At 71.8% G+C, this 25,147-nt stretch carries 22 protein-coding genes; 18 read left to right on the forward strand and 4 right to left on the reverse strand.

The genetic code is table 11. The features are described 5' to 3' along the window. Window positions 1-44: 44 nt before the first annotated feature. Complete coding sequence (locus tag ACIRB4_RS02905) at window positions 45-512, reverse strand: hypothetical protein (protein ID WP_403288037.1); 468 nt, start codon at window positions 510-512, stop codon at window positions 45-47. Window positions 513-823: 311 nt separating this feature from the next. Between ACIRB4_RS02905 and ACIRB4_RS02910 the strand changes: the two genes are divergently transcribed. From ACIRB4_RS02910 to ACIRB4_RS02925, 4 genes are all read left to right on the forward strand, one after another. Then, window positions 824-1,621, forward strand: a complete 798-nt coding sequence (locus ACIRB4_RS02910; protein WP_403288038.1) for a peptidoglycan-binding protein — start codon at window positions 824-826, stop codon at window positions 1,619-1,621. Then, entirely contained in the window at window positions 1,618-2,469 is an 852-nt protein-coding gene (locus tag ACIRB4_RS02915) for a DUF2690 domain-containing protein (RefSeq protein WP_403288039.1), read from the forward strand. Before ACIRB4_RS02910 ends, ACIRB4_RS02915 begins: the two co-directional genes overlap by 4 nt. Before the next feature lie 293 nt (window positions 2,470-2,762). Beyond that, complete coding sequence (locus ACIRB4_RS02920) at window positions 2,763-3,431, forward strand: RNA polymerase sigma factor (RefSeq protein ID WP_403288654.1); 669 nt, start codon at window positions 2,763-2,765, stop codon at window positions 3,429-3,431. Beyond that, on the forward strand, window positions 3,431-4,630 hold the full coding sequence (locus ACIRB4_RS02925) for a hypothetical protein (protein WP_403288040.1): 1,200 nt from the start codon (window positions 3,431-3,433) through the stop codon (window positions 4,628-4,630). Before ACIRB4_RS02920 ends, ACIRB4_RS02925 begins: the two co-directional genes overlap by 1 nt. Window positions 4,631-4,815: 185 nt before the next feature. Here ACIRB4_RS02925 and ACIRB4_RS02930 read toward each other — a convergent pair whose 3' ends face one another. Next, window positions 4,816-5,676: a L,D-transpeptidase family protein gene (locus ACIRB4_RS02930; protein ID WP_403288041.1), complete on the reverse strand. Its 861-nt coding sequence runs from the start codon at window positions 5,674-5,676 to the stop codon at window positions 4,816-4,818. Window positions 5,677-5,880: 204 nt separating this feature from the next. Between ACIRB4_RS02930 and ACIRB4_RS02935 the strand changes: the two genes are divergently transcribed. From ACIRB4_RS02935 to ACIRB4_RS02945, 3 genes are read left to right on the forward strand one after another with little or no spacing between them, the layout of a single operon-like run. Further along, entirely contained in the window at window positions 5,881-7,461 is a 1,581-nt protein-coding gene (locus ACIRB4_RS02935) for a methylmalonyl-CoA mutase (protein WP_403288042.1), read from the forward strand. Window positions 7,462-7,519: 58 nt separating this feature from the next. After that, window positions 7,520-8,167: a leucine efflux protein LeuE gene (gene leuE / locus ACIRB4_RS02940; protein ID WP_403288043.1), complete on the forward strand. Its 648-nt coding sequence runs from the start codon at window positions 7,520-7,522 to the stop codon at window positions 8,165-8,167. A gap of 37 nt (window positions 8,168-8,204) precedes the next feature. Continuing rightward, entirely contained in the window at window positions 8,205-9,029 is an 825-nt protein-coding gene (locus tag ACIRB4_RS02945; RefSeq protein ID WP_403288044.1) for a MerR family transcriptional regulator, read from the forward strand. 75 nt (window positions 9,030-9,104) lie between these two features. On the opposite strand, the gene ACIRB4_RS02950 is transcribed toward ACIRB4_RS02945, so the two are convergent. Further along, window positions 9,105-10,451 carry an alpha-2,8-polysialyltransferase family protein gene (locus ACIRB4_RS02950; protein ID WP_403288045.1) on the reverse strand — a complete coding sequence of 449 codons (1,347 nt, stop codon included), beginning with the start codon at window positions 10,449-10,451 and terminating at the stop codon, window positions 9,105-9,107. Continuing rightward, window positions 10,448-11,452 (reverse strand): glycosyltransferase family 2 protein, encoded by a 1,005-nt coding sequence (locus ACIRB4_RS02955; protein ID WP_403288046.1) that lies wholly within the window; start codon window positions 11,450-11,452, stop codon window positions 10,448-10,450. Before ACIRB4_RS02955 ends, ACIRB4_RS02950 begins: the two co-directional genes overlap by 4 nt. A 220-nt stretch (window positions 11,453-11,672) precedes the next feature. Here ACIRB4_RS02955 and ACIRB4_RS02960 point away from each other — a divergent pair, with 220 nt between their 5' ends. The 11 genes from ACIRB4_RS02960 (at window position 11,673) to ACIRB4_RS03010 (ending at window position 25,078) form a co-directional block, all read left to right on the forward strand. Beyond that, on the forward strand, window positions 11,673-12,965 hold the full coding sequence (locus ACIRB4_RS02960; protein ID WP_403288047.1) for a DUF6716 putative glycosyltransferase: 1,293 nt from the start codon (window positions 11,673-11,675) through the stop codon (window positions 12,963-12,965). Continuing rightward, window positions 12,965-14,275, forward strand: coding sequence for a cytidylyltransferase domain-containing protein (locus ACIRB4_RS02965; RefSeq protein ID WP_403288048.1), 1,311 nt, complete (start codon window positions 12,965-12,967; stop codon window positions 14,273-14,275). The genes ACIRB4_RS02960 and ACIRB4_RS02965 overlap by 1 nt, the downstream gene beginning before the upstream one ends. Window positions 14,276-14,289: 14 nt before the next feature. Continuing rightward, a complete protein-coding gene (locus tag ACIRB4_RS02970; RefSeq protein ID WP_403288049.1) occupies window positions 14,290-15,207 on the forward strand; it encodes an N-acetylneuraminate synthase family protein in 918 nt (305 codons plus the stop codon). After that, entirely contained in the window at window positions 15,204-16,460 is a 1,257-nt protein-coding gene (locus ACIRB4_RS02975; protein WP_403288051.1) for a hypothetical protein, read from the forward strand. Before ACIRB4_RS02970 ends, ACIRB4_RS02975 begins: the two co-directional genes overlap by 4 nt. Before the next feature lie 116 nt (window positions 16,461-16,576). Continuing rightward, window positions 16,577-17,821, forward strand: a complete 1,245-nt coding sequence (locus ACIRB4_RS02980) for an amidohydrolase (protein ID WP_403288052.1) — start codon at window positions 16,577-16,579, stop codon at window positions 17,819-17,821. Window positions 17,822-18,075: 254 nt separating this feature from the next. Continuing rightward, the gene (locus tag ACIRB4_RS02985) at window positions 18,076-19,116 is read left to right on the forward strand and encodes a BMP family protein (protein WP_403288053.1); all 1,041 of its coding nucleotides are present in this window, start codon (window positions 18,076-18,078) and stop codon (window positions 19,114-19,116) included. 194 nt (window positions 19,117-19,310) lie between these two features. Then, complete coding sequence (locus tag ACIRB4_RS02990; protein WP_403288655.1) at window positions 19,311-20,921, forward strand: ABC transporter ATP-binding protein; 1,611 nt, start codon at window positions 19,311-19,313, stop codon at window positions 20,919-20,921. Next, window positions 20,918-22,030, forward strand: coding sequence for an ABC transporter permease (locus ACIRB4_RS02995; RefSeq protein ID WP_403288054.1), 1,113 nt, complete (start codon window positions 20,918-20,920; stop codon window positions 22,028-22,030). The genes ACIRB4_RS02990 and ACIRB4_RS02995 overlap by 4 nt, the downstream gene beginning before the upstream one ends. Further along, the gene (locus ACIRB4_RS03000; protein WP_403288056.1) at window positions 22,027-23,319 is read left to right on the forward strand and encodes an ABC transporter permease; all 1,293 of its coding nucleotides are present in this window, start codon (window positions 22,027-22,029) and stop codon (window positions 23,317-23,319) included. Before ACIRB4_RS02995 ends, ACIRB4_RS03000 begins: the two co-directional genes overlap by 4 nt. Then, entirely contained in the window at window positions 23,316-23,720 is a 405-nt protein-coding gene (locus ACIRB4_RS03005) for a cytidine deaminase (protein WP_403288057.1), read from the forward strand. Before ACIRB4_RS03000 ends, ACIRB4_RS03005 begins: the two co-directional genes overlap by 4 nt. Before the next feature lie 80 nt (window positions 23,721-23,800). Beyond that, window positions 23,801-25,078 (forward strand): thymidine phosphorylase, encoded by a 1,278-nt coding sequence (locus ACIRB4_RS03010; RefSeq protein ID WP_403288058.1) that lies wholly within the window; start codon window positions 23,801-23,803, stop codon window positions 25,076-25,078. Window positions 25,079-25,147: the final 69 nt, after the last annotated feature.

A 25,147-nucleotide genomic window follows, 5' to 3' on the forward strand; every position in this document is an offset into this window, starting at 1 on the left:
ACGGCCGTTCCCCGGACCCGAGGCCCGGGGAACGGCCGCGTGTGTCAGGGACGCCAGCCGTCGGGAATGCGGCCCTGCCGCACGTCGTTGGCTCCGCTGCACAGCCCGTTGTCGGGATCGCCCCAGATCTTGATGGTGTCGACGCGGTTCGCCCAGCTGGTGCCGCCGGGGTGCCTGTAGCTGCCGAGGTTCACGGCCCTGTTCTTCGGGATGCAGATGTAGGCGTCCGGGGAGGCGCCCGTGTCGATCAGCCAGACGGAATCGTCGTCACGGGTGTTGACGACCGCGTCCGGGTCGTTCTGTATGGCGGGTGGCATGTTCTGGTAGTAGGTGTCCTGGAACCAGCCGATGATGCTGCCGCTGGAGTAGGAGCCGCTGTACACGCACACGCGCGGGTAGGAGCAGCCGTGCATGCCGGCGGCCGAGGCGGGCGAGGCCGTCAGCGGGGTGAGGGTCGCGGCCAGTCCGGCGGAGGCGAGCAGGGTCGCCGCCAGCTTTCTGTTCAGCTTCATGGGAACGCTCCTGATGAGGTGGCATGGGCGGAGCGTCCGCACCGGACGGCTCCGCAACGAGACTGCGGGTTCGGCGCGATGTCCGGCCACAGCCGACATGAAAGTGGCGTCAGCCGGGGACGTCCCACGCGCTGACCTGCTGGGACGCCGCCCGCCGAGTCGGCACGGCGGGACGGCCAAGAGCGGGAGTGGCCGATTCTGTTCCAGGGCGGGGTCACCGTTCCGCGAACGACGCTGTGACGGCTGATGCAGAATGAGGCCGCTGACACGGAGGGCCGGACCAGCGGGCCCTGACGCGAGTGGGGGAGAACATGTCGCGTTGGAAGGCGCTGCCCGCGGAACTGCATCCACACGTCCACCAGTTGCTCGTGCGCTTGCGCAGACTGAAGGACCGCGGCGAACTGAGTACGCGACAACTGGCGGCGAAGACCGGTTACAGCGCGAGGTCGTGGCAGCGGTATCTGAACGGCCGGTCACTGCCGCCGCGGAAGGCCGTCGAGGCGATGGCCCGCATCGGCGGTGACGACCCGACCCGGCTGCTGGTGCTGCACGAGCTCGCCGCCGAGCGCTGGGCGGAGGGCCGCGTGGCCACCGCCGGTGCCCCGGAGAGCGCCCCCTCGGCGCCGGCACACACGCCCACGGAGCGGCAGCCGTACGGGCGTCGCGTACCCGCCCTGGTCACGGCGGGAGCGGTGGCCCTGGTGCTGTCCGTCTCCGCGGCGCTCCTGCTCGCCGTCCGGCTCGCCGACGCCCGCGCCGAGCTCGCGGACGCCCGCGCCGGTACGGTCGCGGCGGCCCCGGCCACCGTGTCGGAGTCCTTGGTGCCGGTCATATACACCTGCCGGCCGGAGCGGCGTGACGGCCGCTGGTACGCGGGCCTCAGCCGCACCACGGACACCATCCTGGCGTACACCCACGTGGGGCCCGAAGTGGCCGAGGCGCAGTGCCTGCTGCGCCGGGCGGGCATCTCGCCCGGCGAGATCGACGGCGTCTTCGGCCCGAAGACACAGCGTGCGGTCGAGCGCGTCCAGACACGGGACGGGCTGGTCGTGGACGGTGTCATCGGCCCGCACACCTGGAAGGCCCTCCGGGCGGTGGCGCCGGAGTGACCGCGGAGCGCGCGCGGCTGACCGCGGTGCTGCGGGAGCTGCGGGCCCGTACGGGTCTGAGCCTGGCGGCGCTGTCGGCACGCACGGCGTACAGCAAGTCCTCGTGGGAGCGCTACCTCAACGGCAAGAGCCTGCCTCCTCGTCAGGCCGTACGGGAGCTGTGCCGGGTCGCGAACGAACCGGACGGACGGCTGTTGGCCCTGTGGGAGATCGCCGAGGCGGACTGGAGCGGACGCGCGGCGGTTCCCGCCCCGGCCGCCGCCGAGTCGCGCCCCCGGCCACAGCCGCGAGAACCACAGCCGCAGGTACCGCCCCGGCCTCCGGAGAGCGGACGGCCGCGCGGCCGTGGGGGCCGGCTCTTGCTGGCGCTGGCCTCGGCGTACACGGTGATCGGCGTCGTGGTGACCCTGGCGGTCCTCCTGCTGCCGGACCGGGAGGCCGCGGAGGACGAACCGCTGCCGGCTTCCGCCCCGTACTCCCTCGCCCCTCAGTGTCATGGAGCCGCCTGCGAGGGCCTGGACCCGATGCGCTTGGTCTGCGGCATCGGCCCCGACACCCTCACCACGTACCGCACCGCCACCGGCGCCCATGTGGAGCTGCGCTACAGCGAGAAGTGCGGCGCGAGCTGGGCCCGGACGTGGGGGACCCGGATCGGCGACCAGGTGGAGATCACGGCGGGCGGCCCGACCCACGAGGTGCGCGTCGAGAACAGGGCCGACGCGGAAACGTACGTCTTCACCGAGATGGCCGCGGCCCGCCCCGGCAGCACGGTCCGGGCCTGCTTCCGGCCCGCGTCGGCCGAGGGCGAACGGGAGTGCGTCGAGGCCCGTGTGCGCGCGGCCCCCTGAACGGCCGAGCGGTCAGCGCGTACCCGGCCGGAAAAGGAGGACGACCGGGGCCGCCACCCCCCACAGGAGAGGCCCCGGTCGCCGTCCGCCGGGGCCGCAGCACGGCCCCGTACTTCTCTCAGCGCCGTGCATGCGTTTTCTGTCACACCACATGCGGTCAGCTGAAGGTTGCAGTTTGTACAAAGAGCGGACGAACATGGACGCCGCCACGGGAAAGGACGTAGCGTGCTGCTCTGCGCCGGGCGGCGTGGTGGCGGTGGTGACCAGCCGCGATGACGAACAGGTTGTGGGGAGTGCTGGGGGACGACGCGGAGCTGACGGCCGCGGTGCTCGCTGCGCAGGACGGGGACGAAGACGCCTTCCGTACTGTGTATCGCGCCGTGCATCCCCGGCTGCTCGGTTACATGAGGACGCTCGTCGGCGACGCCGACGCCGAGGACGTCGCCTCCGAGGCCTGGCTCCAGATCGCCCGCGATCTCGACCGCTTCAGCGGCGACGCCGACCGGTTCCGCGGCTGGGCGGCCCGTATCGCCCGCAACCGGGCGCTCGACCACATCCGGATGCGCGGCAGACGCCCCGCCGTGGGTGGAGACGAGACCGAACTCACCGACAAGCCCGCCGAGTCCGACACGGCGGACGAGGCCATGGAAGCACTGGCCACCGGCCACACGATGAATCTGATCGCACAACTCCCCCAGGACCAGGCCGAGGCCGTGGTCCTGCGGGTCGTCGTCGGTCTGGACGCCAAGAGCGCCGCCGACACCCTCGGCAAACGCCCCGGGGCCGTACGGACCGCGGCGCACCGCGGCCTCAAGCGGCTCGCCGAACTCCTCGGCGCCGACGGCGCCGACGCCGGCACGGCCCCGCTCGGGGGCGTACCGCCGCAACGCGGTCGCAGACCGGAGGCCCCGGCCCCCGGTGGTGTGACGCAATCGCGCGCGCGTACGCAGAAGGACATGTGATGGCCGACGAGCGGTACCAGTGGCTCGACCAGGAGGCCGCGGAGCGGTTGCTGCGCGGCGAGCCGGTCGACCCCGTCGACGATCACGCCCGTGAGCAGGCCGAACGCCTCGCGCAGGCCCTCGCGTCGGCGCGTCCCCTGCCACCCGTCCTCGCGGCGGAGGCCGAGCTCCCCGGCGAGGCGGCCGCGCTGGCCGCCTTCCGCAAGGCCACGGCCGAGCGGGCGTCTCTCGCCGCCTCGTCCCCGGCCCCCTCACCCCTCATCCCCTCGCCCGCCGACGCGCCCGGGCCCGTCGCCGAGCTCGACCGCGTACGGGTCGCGGCGCCGCTGCCCGCCGCCCGCCGGTGGGGCCGCTCGCTGCGGTACGGCCTGGCCGCCGCGGTCGCGGCCGTCGCCGTCGGCGGGGTCGCCGTCGCCGCCGGCACGGGGCTGCTGCCCCGGCCGTTCGACGACGCCCCCGAGCCCGCCGTGTCCGTCACGGTGGCCGACACCCCCGAGCCCCTCGCCTCGGACTCCCCCGGTGACACCGCCGGCACGGGTACGCCGTCGGCGCCACCGGAGACCGGCGACGGCCCTTCCCCCGGCCCCTCGCCCTCGTCGACCGCGCCCCCCGCCACCGCCGGCCCCGGCGGCACGGACGGCGGTGACCCGACGCCCCGGAAGAGCGCGGACGGTTCCGGGGAGAACGCCGCGGCCGTGCGCGCCAAGACCGTCAAGTGGTGCCTGGACCACCGCGCCGGACGCCTCGGCGACGGCGACCGGCAGCGGCTCGCCGGCGAGGCCAGGAAGGGCGAGAGCGTCTCGGGCTTCTGCGACCGCGTCCTGGCCGGCGGCTCGGCCGGAGCGAGCGGCTCAGCCGCTACGGGCGGTGTGACCGGCGCGACCGGCCGCACGTCCGGCGGCGACTCCTCGGGCGGCGAGGGCAAGGAAGAGGACGGCTCCGCCGACGGAGAGGGCGATCGAGCCGGTTCCGCCGGATCCTCGGGGGCTGGCGGGGGCACCACCGCCGGATCCTCCGGTGCCGGCGGCAAGGGCACGGGTCACGGGAAGGACGGCTCGCGCGGTGCCCCGGGAAGCGACCCGGGCAAGAGCCGAGCCGGTGGCCAGGGCAAGGGCCGGAGCCACGCCCGTAACGCCGCCGCCGCCCCCGTGCAGACGCCCGCGCCGGCCGCCGCGGAGGCCGTGACACACGAGGTGTGACACTTTTCGGCTCGCCGGCGCAGTACTGAGTGAGCCGACTGGTCATCGGCCGCGCATGGAGCCGGGGTTCCCCCCGTACCTTCGGCTCTGCGCACTGGCGCGGGTGGGACACGTTCCCCCGGTCCCACCCGCGCCCCCTCATCCCACCGGCCGCTCATCGCCGCTCATCAGCCGCCATCGGCCGCTCACCAGTGGACGACGACCTTGTCGCCGACCTTCACCTGGTCGAAGAGCGTCGCGATCTTCCCCCGGTCACGGACGTTGACACAGCCGTGCGAGCCCCCGTTGTAGCCGCGGGCCGCGAAGTCCGACGAGTAGTGCACGGCCTGACCGCCGCTGAAGAACATCGCGTACGGCATCGGCGTGTGGTAGATCGTCGACTTCCAGTCCTTGGCCTTCCAGCCGACGCTGAACGTTCCCTCGCGGGTGGGGGTGTTCTCCGAGCCGAAGCGCACGTCCATCGACGACACGACCTTGCCGTCGATCATCCAGGCCAGCGTCCGGCTCTCCTTGCTGATGCACAGCACCCGGCCCGTCATACAGCGCGCGTCCGGCTTGTCCAGCTTGTTCGTCGTGGACGGCTTCAGCTCGTCCGCCGTCGGCTCGCGGGTCATCGCGAGCAGCCGCTGCCAGGTGGTCTCGTCCACGGAGCCGGTCCGGGGCAGCTCCCGCTTCTTCTGGAAGCCCTTCACCGCCCCCGCCGTCATCGTGCCGTAGAACCCGGTGGGCGCCCGGTCGAAGTACCCGACCTGGCGCAGCCGCGCCTGCAGCTCGCGCACCTGCGCGCTCTCGTCGCCGTCGTCCATCAGGACCTTGCCCGCCGGCTTGTCCGGTGTCGACGAGGACGACGGCTTGCCGTCCGCCGTCGCCGAGGCCGACGGGGACGAGGCAGTGGGCGCGGGAGCCGCGGCGGAAGCGGACGGAGAGGAGGAGGACGGCCTCGACGCCGTCCCTCCCGTACCGGCCGCCTGCGCCGTACAGCCCGTGGCCAGTGCCACGGCCGCCGCGGCCAGTAGTGCTCTTCGTATGACGGACGAACGCTGCATCGGAGCCCCCCGAACGAGTGTGTGTACGTAGGGATGCTCCCCGTGCCCCGTTGGTTGCGCACCCGGCCGAAGTGCGGAGCATGAAGTACGGAGCATGCTGTGAGGAAGGTCCCAGCGTGCGGCCCTCCACCGGCCGCACGGCCGCCGCTACAGTCCGTCGCGAGGGTCGGTACCACTCAGTAGGTCTATCGGGAGGCACAACAGATGGCGCGCGAGTCGGAGTCGGGACTGCCCATTGAGCCGGTCTACGGACCGGACGCCCTGGACGGGTGGGATCCCGCCGAGAAGCTGGGCGAGCCGGGCTCGTACCCCTTCACGCGCGGCGTGTACCCGTCGATGTACACCGGCCGTCCCTGGACCATGCGGCAGTACGCGGGCTTCGGCACCGCGGTGGAGTCCAACGCCCGCTACAAGCAGCTGATCGCCAACGGCACGATGGGCCTGTCCGTCGCCTTCGACCTGCCGACCCAGATGGGCCACGACTCCGACGCGGCGATCTCCTCGGGCGAGGTCGGCAAGGTCGGTGTGGCCATCGACTCGATCGACGACATGCGCGTGCTGTTCGGCGGGATTCCGCTGGACAAGGTCTCCACCTCGATGACCATCAACGCCCCCGCCTCCCTCCTGCTGCTGCTCTACCAACTCGTGGGCGAGGAGCAGGGCGTCCCGGCCGACCAGCTGACCGGCACGATCCAGAACGACGTGCTCAAGGAGTACATCGCCCGCGGCACGTACATCTTCCCGCCCAAGCCGTCGCTGCGGCTGATCGCGGACATCTTCAAGTACTGCAAGGCCGAGATCCCGAAGTGGAACACCATCTCGATCTCCGGCTACCACATGGCCGAGGCCGGTGCCTCGCCCGCGCAGGAGATCGCGTTCACCCTCGCCGACGGCATCGAGTACGTCCGTACGGCCGTCGCCGCCGGCATGGACGTGGACGACTTCGCGCCCCGGCTCTCCTTCTTCTTCGTGGCACGCACCACCATCCTCGAAGAGGTCGCGAAGTTCCGGGCCGCCCGCCGGATCTGGGCGCGGGTGATGAAGGAGGAGTTCGGGGCGAAGAACCCCAAGTCGCTGATGCTCCGCTTCCACACCCAGACCGCGGGTGTGCAGCTCACCGCCCAGCAGCCCGAGGTCAACCTGGTGCGCGTCGCCGTCCAGGGCCTCGCGGCCGTCCTCGGCGGCACGCAGTCGCTGCACACCAACTCCTTCGACGAGGCGATCGCCCTGCCGACGGACAAGAGCGCCCGGCTGGCGCTGCGGACGCAGCAGGTCCTCGCCTACGAGACGGACGTCACCGCCACCGTCGACCCCTTCGCCGGTTCGTACGTCGTCGAGAAGATGACCGACGACGTGGAGGCCGCGGCGCTCGCGCTGATGGAGAAGGTCGAGGAGCTGGGCGGCGCGGTCAACGCGATCGAACGCGGCTTCCAGAAGAACGAGATCGAGCGGTCCGCCTACCGCATCGCGCAGCAGACCGACAGCGGTGAGCGGGTCGTCGTCGGCGTCAACCGCTACACGATCGACGTCGAGGAGCCGTACGAGCCGCTGCGGGTGGACCCGGCGATCGAGGCCCAGCAGGCCGAGCGGCTCGCCAAGCTGCGTGCCGAGCGGGACCAGGCGGCCGTCGACGCGGCGCTCGCGGAGCTGAAGAAGGCGGCCGAGGGCACGGACAACGTGCTCTACCCGATGAAGGACGCCCTCAGGGCGCGCGCCACCGTCGGCGAGGTCTGCAACGCGCTGCGCGAGGTCTGGGGCACCTACGTCCCGACCGACGCGTTCTGATTTCCGCGATACGAAACAACAGGGCGGAGTGTCGTACCCGCGTGCGACACTCCGCTTCATGCTGGGTGTCACCGATCTTCCGACCTATCTCGCCGGGCTCGTCCTCATCATCCTTCTGCCGGGACCGAACTCGCTGTACGTGCTGTCCGTCGCCGCCCGCAAGGGCACCCGGACCGGATACAAGGCCGCCGCCGGCGTCTTCACCGGCGACGCCGTCCTGATGACCCTGGCCGCGCTCGGCGCGGCCTCGCTGCTCCAGACCACCCCCCTGCTCTTCATGATCGTGAAGTACGCGGGCGCGGGCTATCTGGCCTGGATGGCGTACGGCATGCTGCGGGCCGCCTGGTCCATGTGGCGCTCCCGGGGCGAGACGCCCGCCGGTGAGCCGGCGCCGGACGAGGTCGCCGCGGGGGAGAACCCGTACCGCCGCGCGCTGATCATCAGCCTGTTCAACCCGAAGGCGATCCTCTTCCTGATCTCGTTCTTCGTGCAGTTCGTGGACCCCGGCTACGCCTACCCGGCCCTGTCCTTCCTGGTCCTCGGCACGCTGCTGCAGCTCGGCAGCTTCCTCTACCTCACGATGCTGATATTCGGCGGGACACGGCTCGCGGCGGCGTTCCGCAGCAGCCGGCGGCTCGCGGCGGGGGCCACCACGGCCGCCGGAGCCCTCTTCCTCGGCTTCGCCGCGAAGCTCTCGCTGGCTTGACCCTGACACCGTTTGAGGCCGTTCCGTAGGGGGCGTCATGTTCACCATCGGAGACTTCGCCCGGCACGGGCGCGTGTCGGTCCGCATGCTGCGCCACTACGACGCCATCGGACTGCTGCGCCCGGCCCATGTCGACCCGCGCAGCGGTTACCGCTTCTACGAGGCGGAACAGCTCGCCCGGCTCAACCGTGTCATCGCGCTCAAGGAGCTCGGCTTCACCCTCGACCAGGTGGGGTCGATCCTCGACGAGCGGATCGGCGCGGAGGAGCTGCGCGGGATGCTGCGGCTGCGCCAGGCCGAGCTGGAGACGGCCCTGGCGGAGGCGGCGGGACGGCTGGCACAGGTCGGCGCGAGGCTCCGGGCCATCGAGAGCGAGGGACATATGCCCACCCAGGACGTCGTGATCAAGAAGGTGCCCGCGGTACGCCTGGCCGAGCTGAGCGGCCTCGCCGCGAGCTTCGGCACCGAGGAGATCTCCCCGGTGATCGACCCGCTGTACGACGAGGTGTGCGCCCGGCTGGACGCGGCGGGGGTCGGCGGCTACGGCCCCGCGGTCGCGTACTACGAGGACGCGGGCCGGGGCGACGGCTCGGTCGTCGTGCACGCCGGGATGATCCTGCCCGAGGGGGTCCGGGCGGCCGAGGGCGTCGACGTGGTCGTCCTGCCCGGCTTCGAGGAGGCGGCGACGGTCGTCCACCGGGGCTCGATGGACGACATCCTGCCCACCGCCCAGACCCTCGCCACCTGGATCGACACCCACGGCTACCGGTCGGAGGGGTACGCCCGCGAGCTGTATCTGGAGTGCCCGGACGACCGCTCCCAGTGGGTGACGGAGCTCCAGGAACCGGTCAGCCGGGCGTAGAAAGGTGCGGTGCGCGGGCCCCGGGCGGGCCCCGCGCACCGTCTCCATGCCGACTACCGGATCAGCGCCCGCCGTCTACCGGATCAGCGCCCGCTTCAGCTTCAGCGCACGGCGCGCGAGCCGGCGGACCCCGGGGTGGCGGGGGACCGGGAGGCCGCCCGGGAGGCCGAGGACGGTGAGACGGCGGCGGGTGAAGTGGTGCCGGGTGCGTGCGGCGAGCGGGCCGGAGAGGTGCCGTACGGCGGCCTCCCGCAGATCCGGGCGGATCTTCGGCTGCATCGCGAACCCGACCGCCGCGACCAGACCGGCCAGCTCCTCGGGATCCGGTGCGTCCGCCACGGCGCCGGCCGCGTCCTCCTCCAGAGCGGGGACGAGCGCGTCGACGAGGGTGACCGGCACACGGTTGCTGTTCTGGTACGGGGTGAGCCGGGTCAGGAGCGTCTCGGTGCCGACCCGGGCGACGGGGACCCCGTAGAAGGCGCGCGCCGTCATCAACGCCGTCGAGAAGCAGCCGACCACCAGCGCCGGGCGCAGCTCCCGGTACAGCACCTCGGCGAGCACGGGCCGGTCCAGGACGGCCAGTTCGGCCCCGAGCCGCTCCGCCTCCAGGGCCAGGCTCCTCGTCCAGGCGTCCGGCGCCGTCGGGTGCGGTTTGAAGACGAGCCGCCGGTGCCCGCGCGCGATCGCGCCGCGGACCATCCGTACGTGCAGCTCCTCCTCCTCGGCGGGGGTGAGGAGGTCCAGCGCCGCCAGATACTGGCCGAGCAGCAGCGCGGGGCCTTGCCCGTCCCCGGCGGTGGCGGCGTCGTCCGCGAGCTCGTCGACCACCTTGGTGAACGCCTCCGTCGGCACCACCGTCGCCACCGGCCCGAACTCCCCGAGCAGCAAGGGTTCCAGGCCGGGCACCAGGTCGAGGTGGAGCAGCCGGCGCACCCGCTGCCCGACGAGCGGATCGATCTTGTTGCGGGTGGGGCCGTAGCTCATCAGCCCGTCCGCGTACACGTCGAGCGCCGCGTCCGGGAACAGCCGGGCGACCGTCAGCGCGGGCGTCACCTGCACGGACTCCACCGCGATCTCCAGCCGGTCGTCGCCGAGCCCCCACAGCAGCCGCAGATGGCGCTCCAGGAGCGGCAGGTCGTCCGCTCGCGGGGTCCAGCCGGCCGGGTGGAGCGGGGAGATCGCCTCGTTCCAGGACAGGACGGCGTCGAACCGGCCGCGCAGCCTCTCGAAGCCGGGCATCTCGTCCAGGGAGGGCGTCGTCTCCGGTACCGCCGCGTTGTTCGCGACCAGCAGCAGCCGCCGGTCGGCCGGCCCGAAGCAGCCGCTGTCCAGGGCGGCGGCCAGCGTGGCGGCGCCGTACAGCGTGGAGGCGTAGAAGATCTGCGTGGTGCCGACGGCCCGGGTGGTCTCGGTGGTGCTCATGCGGCGGCCTCCGTGCTGCGGGCGCGGGGGAGGGCGCTCGTGCCCACCCGGCTTCGGCGCAGCTTGCGCAGCACGGCCGCCCGCTGCTCGTCCATCGACCCGAGCGCCTCGCCGAGCAGGTCCTGCGGCATGCGCCGCAGCGCGGCCGCGCTCATCGCACGCAATTTCCTCGCCACCATCGGCTCGTACCGCTCCATGTTTCCGACGTGATGCGAAATGAGCGCGCAGTAGGTCCGTACCGCCTTAGGGAGAAGGCGGTCGGCGTCGTGATCATTCGCGGTTTCGTCGATCACCTGATCGAAAGCGCGAATGAAATCCAGCTGGCGGATATCGCCGATCTGTGTGAGCGATGTGGAGACTCCGCGCCGGTAGAAGATTCCCAGCGTGCTCACCGCCGCGAAGGAATCCGCCTCCCGGTGCAGCTTCCAGATCCACGGCCGGTCCTCCGCCGTCCGCAGCCCGGGCGTGAAGCGCAGCAGCCCGCGGTCGAGGAGCCGCCGGTCGTAGAGCCCGGCCCAGGCGTACGGGTAGTCCACCGAGGTGGTCCGGCCGGCGGGCAGGATCACGTCCCGGGGCCGCAGCACCTCGCCCCGCCGCCCGACCGGCGACCGGCGCACCGAACGGGTCCGCCCGGTCACCCGGACGTGGTCGGTGCGCAGGAAGTCGCAGCCCAACTCCTCTATGGCCGCGACGAGCCGGCCGTAGTGGCCGGGCGCGAGCCAGTCGTCCCCGTCGAGGAAGGCGAGATAGCGCCCGCGAGCCGCGTCCAGGCCGGTGTTGCGCGCCGTGGCGAGGCCCTCGTTGCGCGCGTGCCGGATCAGGACGGCACCCGGGATCTCGCGGACGGCCCGTTCGAGGAGCTCCGCGGTCCCGTCCGTCGAGCAGTCGTCGACGAGAAGGAACTCGAAGTCCTCGCGGGCGTTGGCGCGCAGGCTTCTGAGGGTGTCCGGGGCGTATGTCTGCACGTTGTAGAACGGCACGACGACGGAGAGCTTGACCACGCGGCCGACGCTATGCGCCGCCCCGGCATTCGTCCTGACCGGTAGAGAGATGCCGGGTGAACATGAAGCGGCGGGGCCCTTAACCACCTTGAGCGAAACACCTCCCGCCCTTCTCCGACACGCCCTTCCCGGGCGTTTTCAGAAGGCGTAGTGGCGCTGTTCACCGTTTGTTGTGGCCCAGTTGGGCCGGGAACCGGAATGCCTCTCTAACGTCCTCGACGTGCCAGCAAGTACCAATGAAGCGGTACGCGTCGCCGTACTCGCCGACTCCGACACCCGGTGGAAATGGGGCGCGCTCACCGCGCGCAGAATCACGGCCGAGGCCGTCGAACCCACCGGCTTCCTCCTGCGCGGCCGGGCCACCCCCACCGCGCGCCAGCTCGCCGAGACGGGGGTGTCCACGACGCCGCCGCGCGAGGTGACGGGTGCGGAGTTCCTGCGCGCGGTACGGGATGCGGCGGCCCGCGACGAGGGGTACGACGTCGTCGTCCTCGCCCTCGTCGGCGGCACCGTGCGCGCCGTACTGCAGGGCCTGGCCGAACTCTCCCTCCCGCGGCGGCCGGTGATCGTCACCGGCTATGTCGGAGTCGTCTACGAGAAGCTCGCCGACGGGCTCCTGCTGCGCCACGGCGCGGACGTCGTCCTCGCCAACTCCCGGCACGACGCGGAGCGTTTCCGCGCGGTGTACGAGGGAGTGGGCGCCGACGCCTCCTCGGTCGTGGAGGCCGCGCTGCCCTTCCTGGGCGGGGCGCCCTACGCCCCCGAGGCGGGCCGCGACACGCTCGTCTTCGCGGCCCAGCCGTCCGTTCCGGCCACCCGCGCCGAACGCACCTACCTGCTGCGCAGGCTCGTCGGGTACGCCCGGGCCCACCCGGAGCGCGAGGTCCTCCTCAAGCTCCGCTCCAAGCCCGGCGAACACACGACGCACCTGGAGGAACTCCCGTACCAGAGGCTGGTGCGCGAGCTCGCCGTACCGCCCAACTTCCGTCTCGTGTACGGGCACATGGGCGAGGTGCTCGACCGTACCGACCTGCTGGTCACCGTCTCCTCGACCGCGGCGCTCGAAGCGCTGCACCGGCGCATCCCCACGGCGGTCCTCACCGACCTGGGCGTCCGCGAGGTGCTCGGCAACCACCACTTCATCGGCTCGGGCCTGCTGACCTCCTTCGACCGCCTGGACGCGGACGTACGGCCGGTGCCGGACGAGGAGTGGCTGGCGCGGCAGGGCGTCGCCGCCGGGGGCGGGTCGTACGCGTCCTCCTTCGACGCGGCGCGGGCGCGCGTCCGCGAGCTGCTGGCCCGGCCCGCACTGCCCCCGATCGCGCCCTACTACACGGCGGAGACGGCCCCCGGCTACCTCCCCGGCATCCTCGCCCGCCACCGCCTCGACGCGACCGCCCCGGAGCCCCGCGACAGCGGGCTGCGCCGTGTGGTCCGGGAGGCGGCGCGGGGCGCGTACCGCCACGGCGTCCAGCGCGTGGCCCCCGTCATCCGCCGCCTTGGAGAACTCTGATGCCGACCCCCACCGTGCTGGCCGTGATCCCCGCGAGGGGCGGCTCCAAGGGCGTCCCCGCCAAGAACCTCGCCCCGGTGGCGGGCGTCCCGCTGGTCTCCCGCGCGGTCCGCGCCTGCCTCCGCGCCCGTGCGGTCACCGACGTCGTCGTCTCCACGGACGACGCGGCGATCGCGACGGAGGCCCGCGCGGCCGGCGCGGAGGCGATCCACCGCCCGGCGTCGCTCGCGGGCGACACGGCGACCAGCGAGTCGGCGGTGCTCCACGCGATGGACGCCTTCGAGGCCACCCGGGGGCGCCGCGCCGACGTGGTCCTCCTCGTCCAGTGCACGAGCCCCTTCCTCACCCCGGAGGAGGTGAGCGAGGCGGCCGACCGGATCACATCGGGCACGGCCGACACGGCGCTGACGGTGTCCCCGACCCACGGCTTCCTCTGGCGCGAGGGCCGGGCGCCCACCGGCGAAACGGTCGGCACCGACAACGATGGCGACACCGGCACAGTCACCGGCCCCGCGTCCAGCGAAGGCACGGTCGGCACCGGCACCGAAACCGGCATCGACGCCGGTGGCCCCGCGTCCGGTGCCCACGGCGTCAACCACGACAAGGCGCACCGCCCCCGCCGCCAGGACCGCGAGCCCGAGTACCTGGAGACCGGCGCCGTCTACGCCATGGACGCCGAGGGCTTCCGTACCCACCGCCACCGCTTCTTCGGCCGCACCGCGCTCGTCGTCACCGACCCCTCCCGGGTCCTGGAGATCGACGATCCGCACGACCTCGCCCGCGCCCGCGCGCTCGCCCCCCTCCTCGACACCCCCACCACCCCCCGGATCGACGACGTCGACGCGGTCGTCCTCGACTTCGACGGCACGCAGACCGACGACCGCGTCCACATCGACGGCGAGGGACGCGAGTTCGTCTCCGTCCACCGCGGCGACGGCCTCGGCATCGCCGCCCTGCGCCGCGCCGGCCTGCCGCTCCTGATCCTCTCCACCGAACAGAACCCCGTCGTCGCCGCCCGTGCCCGCAAGCTCAAGATCCCCGTCCTGCACGGCATCGACCGCAAGGACCTCGCCCTCAAGCAGTGGTGCGAGGAGCAGGGGATCGACCCCCAGCGCGTGCTCTACGCCGGCAACGACGTCAACGACCTGCCCTGCTTCCACCTCGTCGGCTGGCCCGTCGCGGTGAGCAGCGCCCACGACTCCGTACGGGCCGCCGCCCGTGCGGTCACCGTCACCCCCGGTGGCTCCGGAGCCATCCGGGAGATCGCCGCCTGGCTCCTCGGACCCGAGCTCCACACCCCCGACGCGTAAGGAACACACGAACCATGAGCACCAGCACCAGCGCCAGCGCCAACCCCCGCATCCGTACCTTCGGCAGCAAGACCGCCGGCCCCGGCCACCCCGTCTACATCACGGGTGAGATCGGCATCAACCACAACGGCGACCTGAACAACGCCTTCGCGCTCATCGACGCGGCCGCCGACGCGGGCTGCGACGCCGTGAAGTTCCAGAAGCGCACGCCCGAGATCTGCACCCCGCGCGACCAGTGGGACATCGAGCGCGACACCCCCTGGGGCCGGATGACGTACATCGACTACCGCCACCGCGTGGAGTTCGGCGAGGACGAGTACCGCGCCATCGACGAGCACTGCAGGAAGCGCGGGATCGACTGGTTCGCCTCGCCGTGGGACACCGAGGCCGTCGCCTTCCTGGAGAAGTTCGACGTCCCGGCCCACAAGGTCGCCTCCGCCTCCCTCACGGACGACGAACTGCTCCGCGCCCTGCGAGCTACCGGCCGTACGGTGATCCTCTCGACCGGCATGTCCACCCCGAAGCAGATCCGCCACGCGGTCGAGGTCCTCGGCAGCGACAACATCCTGCTCTGCCACGCCACCTCGACGTACCCGGCCAAGGCGGAGGAGCTCAACCTCCGGGTGATCGACACGCTCAAGGAGGAGTACCCGAACGTCCCGATCGGCTACTCCGGCCACGAGACCGGCCTCCAGACCACGCTGGCCGCCGTCGCGCTCGGCGCCACGTTCGTCGAGCGCCACATCACGCTGGACCGCGCGATGTGGGGCTCCGACCAGGCCGCGTCCGTCGAGCCGCAGGGCCTGCAGCGCCTGGTCCGCGACATCCGCACCATCGAGACCGCGCTCGGCGACGGCGTCAAGAAGGTGTACGAGTCGGAGCTCGGCCCCATGAAGAAGCTCCGCCGGGTCCAGGGGCTCGTCGCCGCATGACCGGCCAGCTGGCGTTCGTCGAGAGCCCGGTCCAGCTCCTGAACGTCCTGGAGTGGTCCCACGCCCGCACCTGCGCCCCGGCGACGGCCCGGGCCCAGGACCCGGCGACGGCCCCGCTCGCGGGCCCCGCCGGCCCCCAGCCGGGCACCGGCCTTCCCGGCCTCCCGGCCCAGCGCCACCGCCGGGCGGCCCCGGCCCCAGCTGAGGGGCCGGCCGCCGGCTCGGGAGCCGGGGAATCCGGGGCGACCGGGGGAGCGGCGGCCGGTCCCACCGCCGGTCTCACGATCGTCGTGCTCTCGCCGACCGACCCCATGTCGCGCGGCCAGTTGCGCCGGATGGCCCAGCTGGCCCGCGACGAGGGGTTCCACGTCCGCTGGCAGGAGGCCCGCGGCGGCCGGGGCGCGCTCGTCCGTACGCTGCGCGAACTGGCGCCGCTGCTGCGCGCCGCGGACCGGGTGATCGTCGGGGACCCGTTCTCCCGTTACGTACAGCTGCTGCTCACCCTGTTCGGGCCCCGGCGGCTGACCGTCGTCGACGACGGCACCGCCACGATGGAGTTCGCCTCGCAGCTGGCCCGGGGCGAGCGCCTGGTGCGGTGGCACCGGCGCGGCAGCCGCGGTCCGCGCGAGCTCGTCCTCGCCCCCGTCTCCGCGCTCGCCCGCCGCCGCCTCGCCCCCACCCGCCGCCGCACCGTCGAGATCTTCACCTCGCTGCCGGTCCAGCCGCCCCCCGGCACCACCGTCACCCCGCACACCTTCGCCTGGACCCGCGCCCGCTTCGGCCCGCCCCGCCTCACCCGGGGCGCCGACCTCGTCGGGACCTCGCTCGTCGAGACGGGCGTGGTCGACGCCGACCGGTACACGAAGGCCGTCGCCGATCTCGCCCGCACCCACGGAGCGACCCGCTACTTCGCCCACCGCCGCGAGTCCACCGAGAAACTGCACCGGATCGCGGTGGAGACCGGTCTGGAGATCGTCCGCCCCGAGCTGCCGCTGGAGGTGATCGCCCGGCGCGGCCCGATCGGGCGTACGGTGGTCAGCTTCCCGTCCACCGTCGTGCACACCCTGCCGCTGGCCCTGGAGGGCACCGGGGTCAAGGTCGCCGTCTGCGAGATCGCCCCCGAATGGCTGAGGGAGAACGTGTCCCCCCGGGCGCAGGGCTTCCTCGCGGGAGTCGCCGGCACCGCGGCCCACGAGGTCGACCGGCTCACCACCCGCGCCGCCCCGGCCGTCGAACGGCTCGAATTCGGGTGAGCTTACCCACAAGGGATGGCCGTCACGCCTCGTCAAACGGGTTTCTTTCCCCTATCGGACTGAACTTTTTCTGATCAACGGGCAGTTGATCTCTTCGGGGGCCTACCCTTCAAAAGGTGAACCAGTTGAAGTCCCGTGAGCCCGACTCCCTCGCTCTGCCCGGAACGCTGTCCGACTCGCTGCGCGCAGAACTGATCGACTTCCGCCGCGACCTGCACATGCACCCCGAGCTCGGCAACCAGGAGTTCCGTACCACCGCTGCCCTGAAGGCCCGCCTGGAGGCGGCCGGCCTCGCGCCGAAGGTCCTCGCGGCGGGCACCGGGCTCGTGTGCGACATCGGCACCTGGGACGGGGTACGCCCCATGCTGGCGATCCGCGCCGACCTCGACGCGCTGCCCATCCCGGACGTCAAGACCGTCGCGTACCGCTCGACCGTTCCCAACCGCGCGCACGCCTGCGGGCACGACGTCCACACCACCACGGTCCTGGGCGCCGGGCTCGTCCTCGCCGACCTGGACCGGCAGGGCCTGCTGCCGAACGCGGTGCGGCTGATCTTCCAGCCCGCCGAGGAGGTGCTGCCCGGCGGCGCCGCCGACGCCGTCGCCGCGGGCGTCCTGGACGGGGTCGGCCGGATCATCGCCGTGCACTGCGACCCGAAGGTCGACGCGGGCAAGATCGGACTGCGCCACGGAGCCATCACCTCCGCCTGCGACCGGCTTGAAGTCACCCTCGACGGCGCCGGCGGCCACACCGCCCGCCCGCACCTGACCACGGACCTGGTCACCGCCGCCGCCCGCATCGCCATCGACGTGCCCGCCGTGCTGGCCCGCCGCGTGGACGCCCGCGCCGGACTCTCGGTCACCTGGGGCCGGATCGCGTCCGGCCACGCCTGCAACGTCATCCCGCAGCACGCCGAGCTGTCCGGCACCATCCGCTGCCTCGACCTGCGCACCTGGCGCGAGGCGCCCGACCTGGTGCACGCGGCGGTCGACGAGATCGCCACCCTCCACCGCGCCAAGTCGACGATCAACTACGTCCGCGGCGTCCCGCCGGTCGTCAACGACCCGGTCGTGGCCGACCTCCTCCACGACGCGATGGCCGCACGCCGCGGACCGTATGCGATCGAGGACACCGAGCAGAGCCTCGGCGGCGAGGACTTCTCGTGGTACCTGGAGCACGTCCCGGGCGCGATGGCCCGCCTCGGCGTCCGCGTTCCCGGCGACCCGACCCACCGTGACCTGCACTCCGGCGATTTCGACGTGGACGAACGCGCCATCCAGGTCGGCGTGGAGCTCTTCACGGCGGCGGCCCTCCTGGACGCGGCCCCCGCGGCCCTGACGCCCCCGGCCCCGCGACTCTGACGCCCCCGGCTCGGACGTAATCCGGCCAACCCCCGGCCGGCCCGTCCGGGCCGGTCCGCCCGGCCGCGCACCCCTCACCCGGTTGGCCCGCACGGTGCCCCAACACGCCTGCGTGACGGTCTGGTACGACTCGTGGGCGTCGATCCGGTAACGACTCGTGAACGGGTCTTTAACTGACATCTACGCGCGTTACGATCGCCGAAAAGCCAGCGCCGCAAGAGGCGCTTTCGGTCAGTCTCGAAGGGACCCTCCTCGTGCGCCGCGTATCCAAGATCACCGCCGCGTGTGCTGTCACCGCGGCTCTCGCTCTCACTGCCACCGCCTGCGGGGAGTCCTCCACCGAGGCCACGGGCTCCGACAAGGGCACCATCAAGGTCGGCATGGCCTACGACGTCGGCGGCCGTGGCGACAACTCCTTCAACGACTCCGCCGCGCGCGGCCTGGACAAGGCCAAGGCCGACCTCGGCGTCGAGACCAAGGAGCTCACGGCCAAGAACGGCGAGACGCCGGCCGACCGTGAGCAGCGCCTCGCCTCGCTGGCCGAGGGCGGCTTCAACCCGGTCATCGGTGTCGGCTTCGCGTACAAGGACGCGATCGACAAGGTGGCCGCCAAGTTCCCGAACACCACCTTCGGTCTGATCGACTCGGTCTCGGACAAGAAGAACGTCTCCTCGATCGTCTTCACCGAGGAGCAGGGCTCCTACCTCGCCGGTGTCGCCGCCGCGCTGAAGTCCAAGGACGGCAAGATCGGCTTCATCGGCGGTGTCGACCTCCCGCTGATCAAGAAGTTCGCCGCCGGCTTCCAGCAGGGCGTCAAGGACACCAAGCCGAGCGCCAGCGTCCAGATCCAGTACCTGTCCACCGGTACGGACCTCTCCGGCTTCGGCGCCCCGGACAAGGGCAAGGCCGCGGCCAAGGGCATGCTCGACAAGGGCATCGACGTCATCTTCGCCGCCGCGGGCGGCTCGGGCGCCGGCGCCATCGAGGCCGTCGCCGCCAAGCCGGGCACCTGGGCGATCGGCGTGGACTCGGACCAGGCCAAGGACCCGGCCCTGTCCAAGTACTCCGGCTCGATCATGACCTCGGTCGTCAAGAACGTCGACACCGGCGTCTTCGACCTGATCAAGTCCGTCAAGGACGGCAAGCCGCTGACCGGTACCCAGCCCTACTCGCTGGCCGAGAACGGCGTCTCCCTGACCACCACGGGTGACCACCTCAAGGACATCCAGGCCAAGCTGGACGAGGCCAAGAAGAAGATCGTCGACGGTCAGATCAAGGTCGCCACGACCCTCTGACGTTCGTCGGAGGGGGGCCCGGAGAGCGGCTTCGGCCGACACTCCGGGCCCCCTTCACACGTATGCCCACCGGCAGTTGAACAATTTCGCGAACGCTACGCGCGTAGCTCCCGGCCCGCACGGTATTTTTCGCCACCGACAGCGCCTGCGTCCTGCCTCATCCTCCTCACGCTCCCTGCCTAGGAGAGTGCGCCATCAAAGCCTCCAGCTCCAGTAGTCCCCACGCCGTAGAACTCCGCGGCATCACCAAGCGTTTCCCCGGAGTCGTGGCCAACCACGACATCGACATCACCGTGCGCCGCGGCACCGTGCACGCCCTCGTGGGCGAGAACGGAGCGGGCAAGTCGACCCTGATGAAGATCCTCTACGGCATGCAGAAGCCGGACGAGGGCACCATCGCGATCGACGGCGAGCAGGTGTCGTTCAACAACCCCGGTGACGCCATCGCCCGCGGTGTCGGCATGGTGCACCAGCACTTCATGCTCGCGGACAACCTCACCGTCCTCGAGAACGTCGTCCTCGGTTCCGAGAAGCTCCACGGCATCGGCGACAAGGCCCGCGCCAAGATCAAGGAGATCTCGGACGCGTACGGCCTCGGCATCCGCCCCGACGTCCTCGTGGAGGACCTGGGCGTGGCCGACCGCCAGCGCGTGGAGATCCTCAAGGTCCTCTACCGCGGCGCCCGCACGCTGATCCTCGACGAGCCGACCGCGGTCCTGGTCCCGCAGGAGGTCGACGCGCTCTTCGCCAACCTGCGCGAGCTCAAGGCAGAGGGCCTGACCGTCATCTTCATCTCGCACAAGCTGGGCGAGGTCCTGTCGGTCGCGGACGACATCACCGTCATCCGGCGCGGCACGACGGTCGGCACCGCCGACCCGGCCTCCACCACGCCCAAGCAGCTCGCCGAACTGATGGTCGGTACGGAGCTGCCCTCCCCGGAGACCCGCGAGTCGACGGTGACGGACGTCCCGATGCTGACGGTCGAGGACCTGTCGCTCAGCGCCGTCGACCCCGACGGCGTGGTCCGCGCGGTGCTCGACGGCATCACCTTCACCATCCACAAGGGCGAGGTCCTGGGCATCGCAGGTGTCGAGGGCAACGGCCAGTCCGAGCTCGTCGACGCGATCATGGGCATGCGCCACCCCGACCGCGGTGTGCTGACCCTGGACGGCACCGACATCTCCACCGCGCCGACCCGCAAGCGGCGCGAGGACGGCATCGGCTGCATCCCCGAGGACCGCCACCGGCACGGCCTGCTCCTGGAGGCCCCCCTCTGGGAGAACCGCATCCTCGGTCACGTCACCGAGAAGCCCAACTCCAAGGGCGCCGTCCTCGATCTGAAGGCGGCCCGCCGGGACACCGAGCGGATCGTCCGCGAGTACGACGTCCGCACCCCCGGGATCGACGTCACCGCGGCCTCGCTCTCCGGCGGCAACCAGCAGAAGCTGATCGTCGGCCGCGAGATGAGCCACGCCCCCAAGCTGCTGATCGCCGCGCACCCCACCCGGGGCGTGGACGTCGGCGCGCAGGCGCAGATCTGGGACCAGATCCGCGAGGCCCGCCGCGAGGGACTGGCGGTGCTGCTGATCTCGGCCGACCTGGACGAGCTCATCGGCCTCTCCGACACCCTGCGCGTGATGTACCGCGGCCGGCTGGTCGCCGACGCCGACCCGGCCACGATCACGCCGGAGGAGCTGGGCTCGGCCATGACCGGTGCCGCCACCGGCCACCTTGAGCACGAACAGAGCGCCGAGGGCCCCGCGGGCCCCGAGCGCACCGACGGCCCGGAGGACGAGGCCCGATGAAGAAGATCGACAAGGAGCGGCTGCTCCTGGGCATCGCGGCACCGCTCCTCGCGGTCGTCGCCGCCTTCCTGATCACCGCCCTGGTGCTTGCCGCCACCGGCAAGGAGCCGTTCAGCGCCTTCGGCATCATGTTCGACTACGGCGTGAAGTCGGACAGCCAGGTCTACATCATCAACAAGGCGACGACGTACTACCTGGCGGGTCTCGCGGTGGCCATCGGCTTCCGTATGAACCTGTTCAACATCGGCGTCGACGGGCAGTACCGCCTCGCCGCGTTCTTCGCCGCCGCCGTCGGCGGCGCCCTGACGCTGCCCGGCATCGTGCAGATCCCGCTGATCATCATCACCGCGATGATCGTCGGCGCCATGTGGGCGGGCATCGCCGGTGTCCTCAAGACCACCCGCGGTGTCAGCGAGGTCGTCTCCACGATCATGCTGAACTTCATCGCGACGGCGATCATCGGCTACCTCCTCCAGCCCGGCCGTCTCGGCCACCTGGACGAGGCCGGCACCGAGGTCGCCACGAACCCGCTCCCGGAGTCCTCGCACTTCTTCGAGTTCCCGACCATGCCGACCCCGATCGCCGGGTTCGTCGTCATCGCGGTCCTCGCGGGTGTCGCGTACTGGTACGTCCTCTCCCGCACCCGCTTCGGCTTCGACCTGCGCACGGTCGGCCAGTCCGAGACGGCCGCCGCGGCCAGCGGCGTCAACGTGAAGAAGATGGTCGTGACCTCCATGCTGATCTCCGGCGCCATGGCCGGTCTGATCGGCATGCCGACCCTGCTCAACGAGTCGTACGAGTACGGCGGAGGCTTCCCCGTCGGCATCGGCTTCACCGGTATCGCCATCGCGCTGCTCGGCCGCAACCACCCGGTGGGCATCGCCCTCGGCGCGATCCTCTGGGGCTTCCTCGAGCGAGGCTCGCAGAAGCTCGAGTTCGAGGAGTACGACAAGGAGATCGTCGGCGTCATGCAGGGCGTCATCGTCCTCTGCGTCGTCATCGCCTACGAAGTCGTCCGCCGCTACGGCCTCAAGCGTCAGCAGCGCCAGGTCGGCGAGAAGCTCGCCGCCCAGGCCCGTACCCACGACAAGACGGAGGTGTCGGCGTGAGCGCCACGGCGACTTCCACCCCGCCGCCCGCGGCCCCCAAGGTGGCCGGCGGCAAGGGCGGCCGCACCCGCCGCCTCTCCCTCCCGGTGATCCTGCTGATCGTGGCGGGCGGGCTCGTCGCCCTCTCCGCCGTCCGCGCCATCACCGGCGCGCAGGACCTCACCTCCGCGGGCCAGATCAGCGCCGCGCTCTCCCTCGCCGTGCCGATCGGCCTCGCCGGTCTCGGCGGTCTGTGGGCCGAACGCGCGGGCGTGGTCAACATCGGCCTCGAAGGCATGATGATCCTCGGCACCTTCTTCGGTGCCTGGGCCGGCTGGCAGACCGACCCCTGGCTCGGCGTCCTCGCCGGCATCGTGGGCGGCATGCTCGGCGGTCTGCTGCACGCGGTCGCCACCGTCACCTTCGGCGTCGACCACATCATCTCCGGCATCGCGATCAACATCCTGGCGCTCGGTGTCACCACCTACTTCGCCAAGCTGTGGTTCAACTCCGGCGAGGCCGCGGCCAAGGGCGGCAGCCCCAAGCAGTCCCCGCCGGCCGAGGACATCACCTCGATCACCGTGCCGGGGGTCTCCGACTGGCTGGCCGACGTCGAGAGGCACCACTGGTTCCTGGTCTCGGACATCGCCGGCATCCTCGGCGGCCTGGTCACCAACCTCTCGCTGGTGACGGTCCTCGCCGTGCTGCTCGTGATCGGCTCGTACTTCGTGCTCTGGAAGACCTCGTTCGGCCTGCGCCTGCGCTCCTGCGGCGAGAACCCGATCGCCGCCGAGTCCCTCGGCGTCAACGTCTACAAGTACAAGTACATCGCCGTGATCGTCTCCGGCGGACTCGCCGGACTCGGCGGCGCGTTCCTGTCGCTCGTCACCTCGCACATCTACAACGAGGGCCAGACCGGCGGCCGCGGCTACATCGGCCTCGCCGCCATGATCTTCGGCAACTGGCGGCCCGGCGGACTCGCCATGGGCGCGGGCCTCTTCGGCTTCGCCGACGCGCTCCAGCTGCGCAGCGGCGGCCAGTCCGTGCACGCGCTGCTCCTGCTGCTCTTCGCGATCCTCGTGATCCTGGCGGCCTGGAAGGCGTACAAGAAGCGCTGGATCACGGCCGCGATCAGCGCCGTCATCGCCGTCGGCGTGCTGATCTGGTACCTCGGTACGGACACGGTCCCGACCGAGTTCGTCAGCGCCACGCCGTACGTCGTCACCCTGCTGGTGCTCTCGCTCTCCGCGCAGCGGCTGCGGATGCCCAAGGCGGACGGCATGCGGTACCGCAAGGGCCAGGGCAAGTGACGCCCGGCGTCTCGGAGGCCGACTGGGAGGCCCTGCGTACGGCGGCGCGCGAGGCCATGTCCCACGCGTACGCCCCGTACTCCCGCTTCCCGGTCGGCGCCGCCGCGCTCGTCGACGACGGGCGGGTGGTCTCCGGCTGCAACGTGGAGAACGCCTCGTACGGCATCGGCCTGTGCGCCGAGTGCGGGCTCGTCTCCCAGCTCCAGGCGACCGGAGGCGGCCGGCTGACCCACTTCGTGTGCGTCGACGGCCGCGGCGAGCCGCTGGTGCCCTGCGGCCGGTGCCGCCAGCTGCTGTACGAGTTCGGCGGCGCCGAACTCGTCCTGGAGACCCCGGCCGGGCGGGTGACGCTCGCGGAGATGCTTCCGCAGGCCTTCGGCCCGGACCACCTCGCCCCGTAACACCTCGGAGCGGCCCTTCCGGCACGATGGGAAGGGCCGCTCTCCCTTTTCCCCTCTATGCGCGTAGAAAGAGGCACCACATGGACGTCATCTCCGTCATCCGGACCAAGCGGGACAAGGGCGAGCTGAGCCCCGAGCAGATCGACTGGGTCATCGACGCGTACACCCGCGGCGAGGTCGCCGACGAGCAGATGTCCGCCCTCGCCATGGCCATCCTGCTCAACGGCATGAACCGCGGCGAGATCGCCCGCTGGACGGCCGCGATGATCGCCAGCGGCGAGCGCATGGACTTCTCGTCCCTCTCGCGCCCCACGGCCGACAAGCACTCGACCGGCGGCGTCGGCGACAAGATCACGCTTCCACTCGCGCCGCTCGTGGCCGCCTGCGGCGCGGCCGTACCGCAGCTGTCCGGCCGGGGCCTCGGCCACACCGGTGGCACGCTGGACAAGCTGGAGTCGATCCCGGGCTGGCGCGCCCTGCTCTCCAACGAGGAGATGCTGAACGTCCTGGACACGACCGGCGCCGTGATCTGCGCGGCCGGCGACGGACTGGCCCCCGCCGACAAGAAGCTGTACGCCCTCCGGGACGTCACGGGCACCGTCGAGGCCATTCCGCTGATCGCCAGCTCGATCATGTCGAAGAAGATCGCCGAGGGCACGGGCTCGCTGGTCCTGGACGTGAAGGTCGGCACCGGCGCGTTCATGAAGAACATCGAGGACGCGCGCGAACTCGCCTCCACCATGGTCGGACTCGGCACCGACAGCGGCGTGAAGACCGTCGCCCTGCTCACCGACATGTCGACCCCGCTCGGCCTGACCGCGGGCAACGCCCTGGAGGTCCGCGAGTCGGTCGAGGTCCTGGCGGGCGGCGGCCCGGCCGACGTCGTCGAGCTGACGCTTGCCCTCGCCCGGGAGATGCTCGACGCGGCCGGCATCAAGGACGCGGACCCGGCGAAGGCGCTCGCGGACGGCTCCGCGATGGACGTCTGGCGCCGCATGATCGCCGCCCAGGGCGGCGACCCGGACGCCACCCTCCCGGTCGCCCGCGAGCAGCACGTCGTCACGGCCCCGTCCTCGGGCGTCCTCACCCGCCTCGACGCCTACGACATCGGCATCGCCGCCTGGCGCCTCGGCGCCGGCCGCGCCCGCAAGGAGGACCCGGTCCAGGCGGGCGCCGGCGTCGAACTCCACGCGAAGCCCGGCGACACGGTGACGGCGGGCCAGCCGCTGCTCACCCTGCACACGGACACCCCGGAGAAGTTCGAGTACGCGCTGAAGTCCCTGGACGCCGCCTGGGACATCGCGCCGGCGGGCACGGCGTTCACCCCGAACCCGATCGTCCTGGACCGCATCGCCTGAGGCATATGTCATTGACACGTTCAGGTGAACGGGACCGGTGGACCTCCACCGGTCCCGTTCGGCATGCTG

Origin of the sequence: Streptomyces sp. NPDC093600 (assembly GCF_044764755.1) — a bacterium.
Taxonomy (GTDB): domain Bacteria; phylum Actinomycetota; class Actinomycetes; order Streptomycetales; family Streptomycetaceae; genus Streptomyces.